The following is a 14,753-nucleotide window of genomic DNA, read 5'->3' on the forward strand; positions in this document are numbered from 1 at the left end:
AAGTCGACAGGAGATGTAGTCGCTGGATACGCGAATTACGAGGCCTCGCTTGCGTCTTCGTCCTGACGCTGCGGCGGCTGCCCGAGCGGGATCGAAAGCTCGAAGACGTAAGGCGCAAGTCGGAACGTCCCGCCGACAGTCGCGGCAAGGCTGCCGACCAGCTTGAGCCCGAAGCCGACACCTAGAATAGGCGCTGCATCCTCGCCGCGCGGGATGCCTGCCGGATCGAACAGTTCGTCCTCGCTCTTGCCGAGCGTGGCGCGCGGGCGCGTCACTGCAACGCGCAGTGCGCCGCCTTCGGCCTGAACGATGACGAGCACTGATTCGTCCGTCGCCGCAGAGGCCACTGCCGCCGTGAGCAGCCGCGCCAGCGCGCGCTCGAAAACCGACGAATCGGATGCGACGGCGGGGATATTGTCGGCGACGAACGGCACCAGCGCCACGCCGCGATCGCCGGCGAGACCTTCGTAGCGCGCGATTACCTCATGCGCCTTCGCCGCCGCATCGAAGGTGCCGAGTCCCGGTCGGTAGCGCCCCTGCTCGATGCGCGCGGCATCGGAAAGATCATCGAATGCGTTCAGCAGCTTCTCGGCCTGCTTCAGGATGCTGCCGGCCTGCGACCGATACTCGGCCCCGGCCTCGCCAAGAATTTCTCCCTCGATCAACTGCGCGAAGCCGATGATGGCGTTGAGCGGCGTGCGCACCTCGTGCGCCATCGTTGCGAAGGCCTCGCTCGACGCGCCCGTACCGAACAGGCCCGCCGCCTGCGATGCCGCCGCGGCGATACGTTCGGGCGGATCAAGCGCGATCGCGCTCCCCCAATAGCCGGTGAAGCGCCCGGTCTTGCGATCGAACTGCGGCAGGCCGGACATGCGCCAGCGGCCGGGAAGCCCAAGCTCCGGCTGACAGGTGACGATCACGTCGCGGAACGGTACGCGGCGCTCTGCCGCGCGACGCACCTGCCCGCTGCCGTCCGGCGTATCGAACTCGACCAGCCAGTGGCCGACAAGCTGCGGCGGCGTCGCGGGGCTTTCAACAAGAACACCTTGCTCGTCGCAGCGCCATGTCCATCGGCGCTCCAGCTCCTCGACAGGCTGAGTTTCGCGCGGCGCGAGAACCGCTTCTTCCGGGGCGTCATCCTCTTCGGGCTCGTGCCCGCGCGAACGGAACGCCGAAATCCGGTCCAGCAATTCCTTGATCTGGCTGCGCCCCGACTCGAGCGCCGGAGCGGTCGGTTCATCAAGCACCGTGGACGGCATTGCCGGCGCGAAGCGGGCCTTGTCGACCACGGCTGCGGGCGTTGCCGCAATTGCAGCATCCGGTACGAACAGCCGTTCAGCTCCGCCCCCTGAAGCAGACGCCGCCCCGCCCGACAGCAACTCCCGCACCGGACCCGGCAAATCGCGACGGGAAAGCATCCCGGCATGGAGATGCCTCGGCGCGCGCCTTGCCATCCGCCACCATTCCGGCTCGTCGAGGCGGGCGACTTGCAACATTCGATCGTAGTGGTGCGACACATGGTCCCGGAACAGTCGAAGATGCAGGCTGCGCGCGCCGGCGCGCGTCGCCTTGTCGATCATCGCGTTCCTGAGCGATTCGGGTACATCGCGGCTCAGCCGCGACAACGCCCGCAGCGCCCGCCGCCGCAGGCGCGCATCAGCGCAATCCCGTCGCTGGAGCGACAGGTCGATAAGCTGGCGAAAGGCCGCCGCACGGGCGTCGGGAGAATCCCGCTCCGCCAGCGCAACGGCCGTTCTTATCGTATCGTCGTGCCGCATCGCGGAATTGCGCAGTCCTTTCGGGAACGTAATGTGTCCCGTTTAGCGCAAATATTGAAGCGTTCCGGTTAAATCCGCCTTTACGACGTGTTCGAATTGCGCTTCCCCGCAACTATATTATAACACTTCGCAAGAAATCATCGAAAGGTTGCGGCAAATGCCGTCGAATCGACATATTATCGACGAAACCGACAGGATCGTTTTGAAAAGTCTTCAGGACGAAGGCCGGCTCACCAATGTCGAACTGGCGGCGCGCGCGGGCCTCACCGCGCCGCCGACACTCCGCCGCGTTCGCGCGCTCGAAACCGCCGGGATCATCCGCGGATACCACGCGGACCTCAATCCCGAGCCGCTCGGCTACAGCATCATGGTCTTCGCGATGGTCAGCCTGAAAAGCCAGGCCGAGAACGACCTCCGCGCCTTCGAGGAGCATGTCGCGCAGCTCCCACCGGTTCGCGAATGCCACATGCTGAACGGCGAGATCGATTTCATCCTGAAAATCGTCGCGCACGACCTCCAGGAGTTTCAGCGCTTCCTCACCGCGCATCTCACCTCAGCGCCGAATGTCGAGCACGTGAAAACGTCGCTCACCATCCGCACCTCGAAGAACCAGCCGGGCATTCCCGTCGACGACGCCTGAGCGCTACCAGATCTTGCCGGGCACGACTGGATGCGAGGCGGATAACCCGCCATCAACCGCGACCGCCTGCCCGTTCACGTAAGACGCATCGTCCGAGACAAGGAACGCCGCCAGCCGCGCGACCTCGATCGGCTGCGCGGCGCGCTTCAGCGGGTTGAGCTGACCGATCTTGCCTTCGGTGCCGCGCTCGCGCGCCATATCAAACATCGGCTGCGTCATGCCGGTTTCGATGACGCCCGGACAGATCGCATTGATGCGGATGCCCGTACCGGAAAGCTGGTAGGCGCTGGTTTGCACGAAATTGATCACGCCCGCTTTGGACGCGCTGTAGGGCGATCCGCCCGCGCCTGAGCGGATACCCGCGACCGAGGCCGTGCAGAGGATTGCCCCCTTCCCCGCCTTCACCATCTCCCGCGCGGCGGCCTGTACGAGCAGAAACACGCCGATCAGGTTCACGCGCAGCACCTGCTCCCACTCGCTGACCTCAAGGTCGAGAAGGCGGTGCATACCGCCCGAAATGCCCGCGTTGGCAAAGGCGATGTCGAGCGGACCGTCCGCCGTCGCCGCCACCACGAGGCCGTCGACGAAGCTCTTATCACCGACATCTCCAGTGAAGGCTGTGGCAGCGTCTCCGATCCCGGCTGCGACGTCATGAACCGCTTCGCTGCGGTCGGCGATGAAAACGCGCGCGCCTTCCTCTGCAAAGAGGATCGCGCTCGCGCGGCCGATGCCGCTCGCCGCGCCCGTGATGATCGCCGTCTTGCCTGCGAGCTTGCCCATATCGCGCCTCCATCTGGTCTGGAGGCCATTTGTGACGTTACATCTCGGCCGCGTCAGCTATGAAAACGGTCATCCACGCGAAGGGCTGCCCTCTCGCGTCAGCCCGAAAAAGGCCACTGCAGCAATCACGAGCGACAGGCACATGACCGCGGCCATGGGAATCGCGGTCCCGTCCGCGAACAGGCTGGTAATTGTCATCGCGAGGCCGCCCACGGTGAAACCGGTGGCCCCCATCAGCGCGCTCACCGAGCCCGACCGGGCCGGGTCGACGCTGAGCGCGCCCGCGCTCGCGTTGCCCATGATGAAACCGAAGCTGGAAAGGATGCCGAACAGCATCACCATGACCGCCGCAAGCCCGCCGACGTTGAGTAGCGAAAGCGCCAGAAGTGCAAACCCGAACAGCGCGGCGACGATACTCGCAACCGCAAGGACGCTGTCGGCCCGGAAGCGTGCAAGGGCGACGCGGTTCAGCTGGCTCGCAACGATAAGGCCAAGCGCGTTGACCCCGAAGAGCCAGCCGAAGCCGGTGGGCGAAATGCCATAGGTGCCCATGATGAGCGCCGGTGACGCCGAAATATAGGTAAACAGGCACGCGCTGTTGCAGGCGCTCGCGAGCAGGTAACCGAGCAGCTTGCGGTTGGTCGCCAGCAGTGCCAGCGCGGCGATCGGATGCTCGCCCCGCGCTGTCGCTTCGGTCGCGTCGGAGCGCGTCTCGCCGAGGCGAAACACGATGGCGTAGAGCATCACGAGCCCGAACAGCGTCATGAAGACGAAAATCGCCCGCCAATTCGTCACCACCATCAGGTAGCTGCCGAGCAGCGGTGCCAGCACAGGCGCCAGCCCGAACACGAGCATGATCATCGAGAACACCCGCGCCGATTCCTGATGATCGAACACGTCGCGGACGATGGCGCGCGAGATCACCATCCCGGCGCAGGCCCCCAGCCCCTGCCCGAAGCGAAGCGCGGCAAGCATGTTTGGCGATGCCGCAAACGCACACAGCACGGATGCCAGCACGTAGATGGCGATGCCCGCGATCAGCGGCGGCCGCCGCCCGATCCGGTCCGAAAGCGGCCCATAGAACAGTTGGCCAAGCGCAAGGCCCGCAAGGAAGGTCGCCAGCGAGCGTTCGACAACACCGTCGGACGCCCCGAAATCGGCCGCGATCACGGGAAGCGCGGGCAGGTACATGTCGATAGAAAGCGCACCGAACGCCGTCAGGCCGCCCAGCAGGACGACCATGCCCAGTGTCGATTTTTTCGACGCGTTTTCCCGCGAAGTTCCGTGCACGCTTCCTGTTCCTCTAGGCGGGTGACTCTCCGCACAGGTGTCACTATGCGTGATCGCCGATTCGGGCCATCGGATGGAGAAATGCCGCTATGACTGCCATCAACGACGTTGTCGACCTCTCCCGCGACGGGGAAATCGCCGTAATCACGGTGAATTCGCCGCCCGTGAACGCTCTCTCGGCGCCGGTGCGCGATGGTATCGCGACAGGCGTGACGTCGGCAGTTTCCGACCCCGATGTGAAGGCGATCGTGCTCATCTGCGCGGGCCGCACCTTCATCGCCGGCGCCGACATCACCGAGTTCGGCAAGCCGCCGCGCGGCACCAGCCTGCACCAGATGATCGACGTCATCGAGAGCGCGACGAAGCCCGTGATCGCCGCGATCCACGGCACCGCGCTCGGCGGCGGCCTCGAAACCGCGCTCGGCGCGCACTACCGCGTCGCCGTGCCGTCCGCGAAGCTCGGCCTTCCCGAAGTGAAGCTCGGTCTCCTGCCGGGTGCAGGCGGCACCCAGCGCCTGCCGCGCGTCGTCGGCGCCGAGGCCGCGCTCAAGATGGTCACGTCGGGGAATCCGATCGGTGCGAAGGCCGCGCTCGATTCGGGTCTTGTCGATGAACTGGTCGATGAAGCCGACCTTCGTGGCGGCGCGATCGCCTTTGCGCAGAAGGTGGTCGCTGAAAATCGTCCGCTCAAGAAGATCCGGGACCGCAGCGTCACTGCCGATCCTGCGCTGTTCGCCGAATTCCGCGCCGCGAACGCACGTAAGTTCCGGGGCTTCGACGCGCCGGAGGCGAACATCAAATGCATCGAGGCCGCCGTCACCCTGCCTTTCGAAGGGGGCATGAAGCGCGAACGCGAACTGTTCATGGGGCTGATGACGGGCACCCAGTCCGCCGCGCAGCGCCACATCTTCTTCGCCGAGCGTCAGGCTGCACGCATCAAGGATCTTCCCGAAGGCACCACGCCGCGCCCCATAAAGTCGGTCGGCGTGATCGGCGCGGGCACGATGGGCGGGGGCATTTCCATGAACTTCCTGTCGGCGGGCATCCCGGTGACGATCGTGGAAACGAACCCTGAAGCGCTCGAGCGCGGCGTCGGCATCATGCGCAAGAACTACGAGGCGAGCGCCGCCAAGGGTGCACTGAAGCCCGAAGCGGTCGAGGCGAACATGGGCCGCCTCTCCCCCACGCTCGATCTCGAAGCGCTGAAGGACTGCGATCTCATCATCGAGGCGGTGTTCGAGGACATGGCCATCAAGAAGGAAATCTTCGCGAAGCTCGACCGCATCGCAAAGCCCGGCGCGATCCTTGCCAGCAACACCTCCTACCTCGACGTCGATGAAATCGCCTCCGCGACCTCACGCCCGCAGGATGTTGTCGGCCTTCATTTCTTCTCGCCCGCGAACGTGATGAAGCTGCTGGAGGTCGTGCGCGGCGCGAAAACCGCGCCCGACGTGCTGGCCACCGCGATGGGCCTCGCGAAAACCATCGGCAAGGTGGCGGTCGTCGCGGGCGTGTGCTTCGGCTTCATCGGCAACCGTATGCTCCGCGCGCGTCAGGATCAGGCGCAGGCACTGATCCTGGAAGGCGCGATGCCGTGGGATGTCGACCGCGTGCTCTACGATTTCGGCTTCCCGATGGGGCCATTCCAGATGGCCGACCTCGCCGGGCTCGACATCGGCTGGAACGCGGCGACCTCGAAGGGTGAAACCGTGCGCGACCGGCTTTGCGAGGCGGGCAAGCGCGGGCAGAAAACCGGCAGCGGCTTCTACGACTACGACGAGAAACGCAACCGCACGCCGTCCAAGGTCGCCGAAGAGATCATCCTTGCGAAGTCCGCCGAACTCGGCATCACGCGTCGGCAGATTTCGGACGAGGAAATCCTTGAGCGCTGCATCTATCCGATGATCAACGAAGGCGCGAAGATCCTGGAAGAAGGCATCGCGCAGCGCCCATCCGACATCGATGTCGCGTGGATTTATGGCTACGGCTTCCCGGTCTATCGCGGTGGCCCGATGTTCTACGGCGACACCGTGGGCCTCAAGGCCGTTCTCGATGGCCTCCAGAAGTACGAGAAGGTTCACGGGTCGGCCTTCGCACCCGCCACGCTTCTCGCGAGGCTCGCGGGCGAAGGAAAGTCCTTCCGCGACCTTAACTAAGACACACGCGGAACAATCCGCCGCTTGCTTCGCTTTATTGGCTCAGGTTCAGCGCCTGAGCCAATAGAGGGAGTTCGCCATGAATCTCATACTTGTGCTTATTGTCGGCGGTCTGATCGGCTGGGTTGCCAGCATGATCATGCGTACGGACGCCCAGCAGGGCCTTTTTCTCAATATCGTCGTTGGCGTTGTCGGCGCGCTTATCGCGGGCTTCCTGCTCGGCGGTGGTGCATCGATCCTGAACGCACCGCTCAACCTCATGACCATCTTGTGGTCGCTGCTCGGCGCGGTTGTGCTGCTCGCGATCGTCAACCTGGTCCGTCGCGGCGCTGTGCGTTAAGGCCAGAAGTTCGCTTAAGACGAAAAGGGCGTCCTTTCGGGACGCCCTTTTTTTGTTCACGCTTCCGAACGGAACTTCAGGATCTTGCCGGGCTCGCGCGGCGGCTCGCCCTTGGGCAGCGCGTCGATGTGCTCCATGCCCTCGATCACTTCGCCCCATACCGTGTATTGACGATCGAGGAACCGCGCGTCGTCGAAGCAGATGAAGAATTGGCTGTTTCCGGAGTTCGGATTTGCGCTCCGCGCCATCGAGCAGACGCCGCGCACGTGCGGCACGTCGTTGAACTCCGCCTTGAGATCAGGCTTGTCCGAGCCGCCCATGCCGGTGCCCGTGGGATCGCCGCCCTGCGCCATGAAACCGGGGATCACGCGATGGAACACGACACCGTCGTAAAAGCCTTCATCGGCAAGCGTCTGAATGCGCTCGGCATGGCCCGGCGCCACATCCGGGCGAAGGCGAATTTTCACGTCGCCCGTTGCGAGCGTCATTACGAGTGTATCTGCGGTCACGGCTTGTCCTTTTTGCTGATATAGGGGCTTGCCGCGTCCCTAGCCGTTGGGCAAAAGCACGCGCAAGCGAATAAGGGCGGTTAGCTCAGTTGGTAGAGCATCTCGTTTACACCGAGAGGGTCGGCGGTTCGAGCCCGTCACCGCCCACCATCGCATCTCCTCCGGCGGAACTCCGGGACATCCAAGACCGTTGAACGTGAAAGTACAACGGAAGGATGGCTAATGACCGACGTTTTCACGCTGTTGAAGGCAGACCACGATCGTCACCGGGAAATGCTTGCCAAAATCGATGAGACGCACGGCGACAGCCCGGAGAGGCGCAAGCTGTTTGAAGCGTTCCGTATCGAGGTGAGCGCTCATGCGAACGCCGAGGAACAATCTTTATACGCGGTGATGCTTGGCGATGCCGAGCTTCAGGACAAGGGGCGCCATTCCGTGGCGGAGCACAAGGAGATCGACGATTTCCTCGAAGAGCTGCAGGATACGGACATGTCGAGCCCAGGCTGGCTGGCGACCTTCCGAAAGCTGAAGGATCGTTACGAACATCACATCGACGAAGAGGAAGAGGAGATTTTCGTAGCGGCGGAAGAGGCGCTCTCCCGCTCCTGCGAAAACGAACTCGGCAAGAAATTCACCAAGCGAAAGACGGCTGAAAAAGCTGAAATCCGCGCGGGTTCTTGAAGGGGGAATGGTGGGCGCGACAGGGATTGAACCTGTGACCCCTCCCGTGTGAAGGGAGTGCTCTACCGCTGAGCTACGCGCCCGCCGGATGTACCGGACCGGCGGAGCAGATACGGTCCTCCCCTGCCCCTGTCCAGTCCGTTTCTGCCGAAACATGATCCCAAAACGCGAAGGGCGCCGCATATGCGACGCCCTTCGTTTAAACCCTTGCGGGCGCGGACTTAGTTGACCGCGTCCTTCAGGCCCTTGCCGGCCTTGAACTTGGGCTGCACGCTGGCGGCGATCTTCATCGTTTCGCCCGTGCGCGGGTTACGGCCGGTCGAAGCCTTGCGCTTCGCCGTCGCGAAGGTACCGAAGCCGACGAGACGAACTTCGTCGCCCTTCTTAAGAGCCTTCGTGATGCTCTCGAACACGGCCTCAACGGCCTTGCCCGCGTCAACGCGCGAAAGACCTGCTGCGTCCGCAACCGAGCCGATAAGTTCCTGCTTGTTCATTCCCTGTACCCCCAAGACGGAAGAGTGGTTGGATCGGCGAATAAAAGCCGGGCGCCATGTAAGTGCCCGGCTTTGTGAGAGTCAAAGGGAAAACCCCAGAATTTGGGGCTTTCCCGAACTTTTTATCGCTTTTTCGGCTCAATGACGGACGGAGAGGTCCCCAGTCTCGGTAGCCGGAGCCACGGCAGGCGCCGGAAGCACCGGCTCGACCCACTCGATCGGCTCGACGGGACGCGCGAGCGCCACGGAGAGCACTTGATCGACGTGACTTACGGGACGAATCGTCAGCCCTTCCTTCACGTTCGCCGGAATATCGGCGAGGTCCTTCTCGTTCTCCGCCGGAATCAGCACGGTGGTGATACCGCCGCGCAGCGCTGCGAGCAGCTTTTCCTTGAGACCACCGATCGGCAGCACGCGACCGCGCAGAGTCACCTCGCCCGTCATCGCCACGTCCTTGCGGACGGGAATGCCTGTAAGCGTCGAAATGATCGAGGTCACCATGGCGACGCCCGCCGAGGGGCCATCCTTCGGCGTCGCGCCTTCCGGCACGTGCACGTGGATGTCCTTCGCCTGGAAAACCGTAGGCTTGATGCCGTATTGCGGCGCGCGCGACTTGATGAACGAGTTCGCCGCCTCGATCGATTCCTTCATCACGTCGCCGAGTTTGCCGGTCGTGCGGATCGCACCCTTGCCAGGCACGGTCACCGCCTCGATCGTCAGAAGCTCACCGCCGACCTCGGTCCAGGCAAGGCCCGTGGTCGCACCGACCTGATCCTCTTCCTCGCCGATGCCGAAGCGGAACTTGCGGACGCCGGCATACTCGCCAAGGTTTTCGGACGTGACGGTGACGGCTTCAGCCTTGCCTTCCAGAATCTGGCGCAGCGCCTTCCGCGCAAGACGCGCCAGCTCCCGCTCCAGCGTGCGGACACCCGCCTCGCGTGTGTAGTAGCGGATGAGATCGCGAAGACCTTCGTCCTCGATCGCGAACTCGCCTTCTTTCAGCCCGTGCGACTCGATCTGCTTCGGCAACAGGTGCGCCTTCGCAATTTCGAGCTTCTCGTCCTCGGTGTATCCCGACAGGCGGATGATCTCCATGCGATCGAGCAGCGGCTGCGGCATGTTGAGACTGTTCGCCGTCGTCACGAACATCACGTCCGAAAGGTCGTAATCGACCTCGAGGTAGTGGTCGTTGAACTTGGCGTTCTGTTCTGGATCGAGCACCTCGAGAAGCGCCGATGACGGATCGCCACGGAAATCCTGACCCAGCTTGTCGATCTCATCGAGCAGGAACAGCGGGTTCGATGTTCCCGCCTTCTTCAGGTTCTGGATGATCTTGCCGGGCATCGAGCCGATGTACGTGCGCCGGTGGCCGCGAATCTCGGCCTCGTCGCGCACGCCGCCGAGCGACTGACGGATGAACTCGCGCCCTGTCGCCTTGGCGATCGAACGGCCAAGCGAGGTCTTGCCGACGCCGGGCGGGCCGACGAGGCACAGGATCGGCCCCTTCAGCTTGTTGGCACGGCTCTGCACGGCGAGATACTCGAGAATGCGCTCCTTGACCTTGTCGAGGCCGTAGTGATCCTCGTCCAGAATCTTCTCCGCCGCACGCAGATCCTTGCGAACCTTGGTCTTCTTGCCCCACGGCAGCGCAAGAAGCGTATCGAGATAGTTGCGCACCACCGTCGCTTCGGCAGACATCGGCGACATCGCCTTCAGCTTCTTCAGCTCGCCTTCCGCCTTTTCGCGGGCTTCCTTCGAAAGCTTGGTCTTCTTGACCTTGTCGGCAAGCTCGTCGACCTCGCTGCGGCCCTCGTCGTCGCCGTCACCCAGCTCGCGCTGAATGGCCTTCAGCTGCTCGTTGAGATAATATTCGCGCTGCGTCTTCTCCATCTGGCGCTTGACGCGATTGCGGATCTTCTTCTCGACCTGCAACACGCCCATCTCGCCTTCCATGAAGCCGAAGACCATCTCCAGGCGCTTCGATGGCGAGCGCTCTGAGAGCAATGCCTGCTTGTCGGCGATCTTGAGGCTGAGGTTGGACGCGATCGTATCGGCGAGGCGCGAGGGGTCCTCGATCTGGCCGACCTGCACGACGACTTCCGGGGCCACCTTCTTGTTGAGGCGGACATACTGCTCGAAGTGCTTCACGGCCGAGCGCACAAGCGCTTCGAGATCGGCCTCGTCGGCGCTCTCTTCCTCGATCGTGGCAACGTCCGCTTCCAGGTACGCATCCTCGACGCGCACGGTCTTCACTTCGGCGCGGTGCTGGCCTTCCACGAGCACCTTTACGGTGCCGTCGGGCAGCTTCAGCAGCTGCAGCACCGTGGCGACGGTGCCGACCTCATAGAGATCCTTGCCTTCGGGGTCTTCCTCGGCAGGGTCGCGCTGGGAGAGCAGCAGGACATTCTTGTTCGCCGTCATCACCGCTTCGAGCGCCGCGACGGACTTTTCGCGCCCGACGAACAGCGGCACGATCATCTGCGGAAAGACCACGATGTCGCGCAACGGGAGGACGGGATAGGTCTCGGTCATTCTTTCAACAACTCCACTCTCCGGCGCGTCACCAAGAGCAGCGCGCGCCTCTTTGTGTGCCAATATGGGCACGGTCGCAGCGCTGCACAATGGCGACCCTACATGCTTTCACTGAAGAGTAAGTGAATTCCTCGTTTCGCAAACGAAAAGAGCGGACCCGCCGGGCCCGCCCTTTCCTTTCAACTGAGCGAGGTGATCAGAACTCGAACTTCACGCCGAGCCGGATCTGATAGAGTGACTGCTTGTTCTGGTTCTGCACGGTGATATTCGGCTCGGAGAAGCCGGAATAGCGGTACTGCGCGCAGGTCTGGCTGGAGGCTGTATTCGCAGCGCCCGCGGTTCCTGTCGGCGTCGCGCCCGCCAGGCACTGCACATTGACCGTGGCCGACTGGTAGGGGAACGCCTGCTGGCGCTGCGCGCCCCAGTCGTTGTTTATCATGTTCAGCACGTTCTCGATGTCCGCGAACAGCTTCACACGGCTCGATCCCACAAAGGTCGGCACTTCCTGTTCCAGGTGAAGATCGACCTTCCAGAAGCTCGGCGAGCGCTGCGTATTCTTGGAAATCACGCCGCCGCGATACTTGGCGAGGCCGTTGTCCTCGATAAAGGCATTGAAGGCTGCCTCCGTCGCCGCGCTGTCGAAGCTGACCAGCGGATCGCTCGCCGTCGGCACATACAGCAGGTAGCGCGTGTTCGTGCCGTTGGTGCCGAACACTGGCGACCGGCCGGTCGACGTGTCGCGCATCGTCAGGCTGTACGGACGGCCGGTGCGATATTCACCGAACAGCGCAAAGCGCGTCTTATAGTCCCCGAAGAACGCATGTTCGTAGTCCACCGAGAACTTCAGCGAATGCTTCACCTCGTAGATCGAGGTCCCGTAGTCAGCAGCGTTCGGATCGGCCATCGCTGCGTTGCCGTAAAGCGAGCCGGCGGTCGCAGACGTGATCGGGTTCACGTCCTTGATATCCTGGAACGTGTAGCTGACACTCGTCGTCAGGCCAAAGTCCCAGGCCTTTTCGACGCGGCCCACAGCGATGATCGAGCGGCCTTTGCTCGTTGAGGCGAGAACAAGATCCTGATTGGTCTGGTTGGTATCGCCGGGCAGGATGCCGGCGGACGTACGACCGTACCGCGGGCGCCCGTCCGGCAGCGTACCGATCACGACCGAGCGCGCATCGTAGTACGTATTGGCGTGGGCCGTGTTACCGTAGACGAAGTCGGCGCCCAGAAGCCAACCATCGCCGAATGCCCCGAAATCAGCGTCGTAGTTTGCGGAAAGCGTCGCGCGCCACTGCGCCGGAAGTTCGTAATTCGGGTCGATAGCGTTGACGGGTGCCGCCGTGAGCGATGCGGTGTTGGTTTGCAGATAATCGAGCACCAGCGGATCGAACGCCGACGGGTTCACGCCGCTCAGCGCCGCCGTGCAAAGTGCCGGAGCCGTCGGCCCTGCCGGAACATCGCAGCCGGCAGTTGAGGTATTGCGGCGGATATCGATGGCGTTCGTCAGCTGGCCCGTATTGGAAAAGCTGTTGGACAGGAACACGTCGGGCGCACCGCCCGCGAACTTGCCGACACCGCCGCGCAAGACGAAACGGTTCGTCGGCTGCCAGTCAAAGCCTACCCGCGGCTGGAACACGCCCATACCCTTGAAGGTCTTGGTGTTCGAAAAGCCGGTGCGGGCGAGGAAGTTCTCGTTGAACGGCACCCGGCTGTTGCTGCCCTGAAGGTCGTAGCGCGCGCCGATCGAAAGCTGCAGCGTGTCGGTCGCGTGCCAATCATCCTGCAGACCGAACGTGTAGGTCTGTGTGCTGAACCGTGCCGCAGCATCGTCGATAACGCCGCTCGGTACCGCGCCCGCGAGACGGACACGATTCGCAATTCCTGCTTCGAAGTCGGCGATCGAGTCGAAGTAATATTCACCCTTCGCGCGCTGCAGAAACAGGTTGAAGACATCAACATCGGTATAGCCGACTAGGAACTTGAAGCTGTGTGCTCCAGCCTCCAGCCGCGCAGTCAGGTCGATGGAGAGGTTCTCGGTGTTGAGCTTGTTTGCCTGACGGCTCACGTCCGGGCCAAAATACACGATCGGTTGAGACGACGACGTGTTTCCGCACGAGGTGAGCGTGTTGCCGAGCACGGAGTCGTTCACCGAGGTCTCATCGAGGCAGACACCGATCTGACCGAAGCTCGTGTCGCCGAACGGCGTCTGGCCGCGGTTGTAATCGCGGTAAGCAGCCCGGAATTCTGTCGAGAAAGCGTCTGACCACTGCGAGTTGAGCTGGAACGTGCCGGAGTTCACCTCTTCGGTCAGCTCATAGCCATTCGAACGATAGCCGAAGGTCGGCCCCGTGTTCGACGTGCCCATGTTCTGGCTGAACTGCTGGGTGCCCTCGTTGCGGATGTACGTGAGCGAAACGCGATGGTCGTCGCTGACGTTCCAGTCCAGCTTCGCCGTCATCTTCTCGTCGGTTTCATTGGCGCCCTGGAACACGCCGAGCGTGTCGTAGCCATAGGCTGACTGTGCAATCGTCGAGATACGATCCACCGCCGTCTGTGTCAGACGCGGGATTTCCGTCGCGAAGCCCATGCCTGCGGGGCCTTCGTCGACCGGGTCGCTCTCTTTCAGCTTCTCGTAAGCGATGGCGAAGAACAGCTTGTCCTTCACGATTGGACCCGAGAGAAAGCCTCCGTACTGCTTGGAGGTGAAGTCCAGGTTCACGGGGTTGCCGCGGATACGGTCGCCCGTCAGGCTGTCATTCGAATAGGTGTAGAAGGCCGAACCGGTGAAGCTGTTGGTGCCCGAACGCAGCACCACGTTCACCGCGCCGCCCTGGAAATCGCCCTCGCTGACGTCATAGGGCGCGATCTTCACAGACATCTGCTCGATCGCGTCGAACGGCACGGGACCGCGCGAGGTCGGCAGGCCGCCGTTGTTGATGCCGAAGTCATCCGAGAACTGGATGCCGTCCACCGAGAAGCGGTTGAGACGGCCGTTCTGGCCCGCGATCTCGATTGTGCGCGCGTTGGATGCGTCGATGCTGACGAACGGATCGCGCCGCGCCATGTCGCGGATATCGCGGTTCACCGAAGCGACACCCTCGATCTCGTTGCGGCCAAGCGTCGTGATCGGTCCCTGGCTCTTCGAACCGGCACCCGAAACCGAAGAGGCGGTGACGGTGATGATCTCGGTGGCGTTGAGTTCAACGGGAATGCGGAACGGCTGGCCGGCCGTGAGGAAAATGTCGGTCACCTGCGCCGTTTCGAAGCCTGGCGCCGTCACCTCAACCGTGAACGGGCCGCCGATGCGCAGGCCGGATGCGGAAAAACTGCCGTCGGCGCTCGTCGTCGCCCGGGCAACGGTGCCAGAGGGCGTGTGCGTGATCAGGACATCGGCGCCAGCAACGGGTGCACCGGCGGCTTCGACGGTGCCACGAACGGACGATGTCGTTTCCTGGGCAGCAGCAGGCGTGGAAAGAGAAACCACCAACGGCAGCGACGCAACACTCGCTGCCAGCAAAATCTTGATCGCACGCATTTCCACGTTTCCCCACTT

11 protein-coding genes and 2 tRNA genes are annotated in these 14,753 nt (G+C 63.1%); 5 read left to right on the forward strand and 8 right to left on the reverse strand.

Translation table 11 applies throughout. The annotated features are described in order from the left end of the window. Positions 1-35: 35 nt before the first annotated feature. Positions 36-1,778 (reverse strand): sensor histidine kinase, encoded by a 1,743-nt coding sequence (locus DFR51_RS08615; protein WP_121049286.1) that lies wholly within the window; start codon positions 1,776-1,778, stop codon positions 36-38. Between the two features lie 157 nt (positions 1,779-1,935). Between DFR51_RS08615 and DFR51_RS08620 the strand changes: the two genes are divergently transcribed. Then, positions 1,936-2,418, forward strand: a complete 483-nt coding sequence (locus DFR51_RS08620; RefSeq protein ID WP_121049289.1) for an Lrp/AsnC family transcriptional regulator — start codon at positions 1,936-1,938, stop codon at positions 2,416-2,418. Between the two features lie 3 nt (positions 2,419-2,421). Here DFR51_RS08620 and DFR51_RS08625 read toward each other — a convergent pair whose 3' ends face one another. Further along, positions 2,422-3,198: an SDR family NAD(P)-dependent oxidoreductase gene (locus DFR51_RS08625; RefSeq protein WP_121049292.1), complete on the reverse strand. Its 777-nt coding sequence runs from the start codon at positions 3,196-3,198 to the stop codon at positions 2,422-2,424. Between the two features lie 69 nt (positions 3,199-3,267). After that, positions 3,268-4,440 (reverse strand): multidrug effflux MFS transporter, encoded by a 1,173-nt coding sequence (locus tag DFR51_RS08630; protein WP_121049296.1) that lies wholly within the window; start codon positions 4,438-4,440, stop codon positions 3,268-3,270. A 137-nt stretch (positions 4,441-4,577) separates the two neighbouring features. Here DFR51_RS08630 and DFR51_RS08635 point away from each other — a divergent pair, with 137 nt between their 5' ends. Beyond that, positions 4,578-6,644 carry a 3-hydroxyacyl-CoA dehydrogenase NAD-binding domain-containing protein gene (locus DFR51_RS08635; RefSeq protein ID WP_121049299.1) on the forward strand — a complete coding sequence of 689 codons (2,067 nt, stop codon included), beginning with the start codon at positions 4,578-4,580 and terminating at the stop codon, positions 6,642-6,644. Between the two features lie 79 nt (positions 6,645-6,723). Next, positions 6,724-6,984, forward strand: coding sequence for a GlsB/YeaQ/YmgE family stress response membrane protein (locus DFR51_RS08640; protein WP_121049302.1), 261 nt, complete (start codon positions 6,724-6,726; stop codon positions 6,982-6,984). Positions 6,985-7,040: 56 nt separating this feature from the next. Here DFR51_RS08640 and DFR51_RS08645 read toward each other — a convergent pair whose 3' ends face one another. Further along, the gene (locus DFR51_RS08645) at positions 7,041-7,472 is read right to left on the reverse strand and encodes a peptidylprolyl isomerase (RefSeq protein ID WP_121050020.1); all 432 of its coding nucleotides are present in this window, start codon (positions 7,470-7,472) and stop codon (positions 7,041-7,043) included. A 95-nt stretch (positions 7,473-7,567) separates the two neighbouring features. Between DFR51_RS08645 and DFR51_RS08650 the strand changes: the two genes are divergently transcribed. Both DFR51_RS08650 and DFR51_RS08655 read left to right on the forward strand, forming a co-directional pair. Beyond that, positions 7,568-7,643: transfer RNA gene (locus tag DFR51_RS08650), tRNA-Val, on the forward strand. Between the two features lie 72 nt (positions 7,644-7,715). Next, entirely contained in the window at positions 7,716-8,174 is a 459-nt protein-coding gene (locus DFR51_RS08655) for a hemerythrin domain-containing protein (protein WP_121049305.1), read from the forward strand. Positions 8,175-8,182: 8 nt separating this feature from the next. Here DFR51_RS08655 and DFR51_RS08660 read toward each other — a convergent pair. From DFR51_RS08660 to DFR51_RS08675, 4 genes are all read right to left on the reverse strand, one after another. Then, positions 8,183-8,257, reverse strand: a tRNA-Val gene (locus DFR51_RS08660). Between the two features lie 138 nt (positions 8,258-8,395). Continuing rightward, positions 8,396-8,668, reverse strand: coding sequence for an HU family DNA-binding protein (locus DFR51_RS08665; protein WP_121049309.1), 273 nt, complete (start codon positions 8,666-8,668; stop codon positions 8,396-8,398). Between the two features lie 138 nt (positions 8,669-8,806). Further along, positions 8,807-11,200 (reverse strand): endopeptidase La, encoded by a 2,394-nt coding sequence (lon, locus tag DFR51_RS08670; RefSeq protein WP_121049311.1) that lies wholly within the window; start codon positions 11,198-11,200, stop codon positions 8,807-8,809. 196 nt (positions 11,201-11,396) lie between these two features. Further along, entirely contained in the window at positions 11,397-14,735 is a 3,339-nt protein-coding gene (locus DFR51_RS08675) for a TonB-dependent receptor (protein ID WP_121049314.1), read from the reverse strand. Positions 14,736-14,753 lie beyond the last annotated feature (18 nt).

The organism is Sphingosinicella microcystinivorans (assembly GCF_003634215.1).
In the GTDB taxonomy this organism is placed as follows: Bacteria; Pseudomonadota; Alphaproteobacteria; order Sphingomonadales; family Sphingomonadaceae; genus Sphingosinicella; species Sphingosinicella microcystinivorans.

Excerpts from the sequence above, each read along its gene's own strand:
- lon (WP_121049311.1), bottom strand. The coding sequence starts at position 11,200 with ATGACCGAGACCTATCCCGTCCTCCCGTTGCGCGACATCGTGGTCTTT.
- DFR51_RS08630 (WP_121049296.1), bottom strand. The coding sequence starts at position 4,440 with ATGGTCGTCCTGCTGGGCGGCCTGACGGCGTTCGGTGCGCTTTCTATC.
- DFR51_RS08675 (WP_121049314.1), bottom strand. The coding sequence starts at position 14,735 with ATGCGTGCGATCAAGATTTTGCTGGCAGCGAGTGTTGCGTCGCTGCCG.
- DFR51_RS08665 (WP_121049309.1), bottom strand. The coding sequence starts at position 8,668 with ATGAACAAGCAGGAACTTATCGGCTCGGTTGCGGACGCAGCAGGTCTT.
- DFR51_RS08640 (WP_121049302.1), top strand. The coding sequence starts at position 6,724 with ATGAATCTCATACTTGTGCTTATTGTCGGCGGTCTGATCGGCTGGGTT.
- DFR51_RS08655 (WP_121049305.1), top strand. The coding sequence starts at position 7,716 with ATGACCGACGTTTTCACGCTGTTGAAGGCAGACCACGATCGTCACCGG.
- DFR51_RS08615 (WP_121049286.1), bottom strand. The coding sequence starts at position 1,778 with ATGCGGCACGACGATACGATAAGAACGGCCGTTGCGCTGGCGGAGCGG.
- DFR51_RS08620 (WP_121049289.1), top strand. The coding sequence starts at position 1,936 with ATGCCGTCGAATCGACATATTATCGACGAAACCGACAGGATCGTTTTG.
- DFR51_RS08645 (WP_121050020.1), bottom strand. The coding sequence starts at position 7,472 with ATGACGCTCGCAACGGGCGACGTGAAAATTCGCCTTCGCCCGGATGTG.
- DFR51_RS08635 (WP_121049299.1), top strand. The coding sequence starts at position 4,578 with ATGACTGCCATCAACGACGTTGTCGACCTCTCCCGCGACGGGGAAATC.
- DFR51_RS08625 (WP_121049292.1), bottom strand. The coding sequence starts at position 3,198 with ATGGGCAAGCTCGCAGGCAAGACGGCGATCATCACGGGCGCGGCGAGC.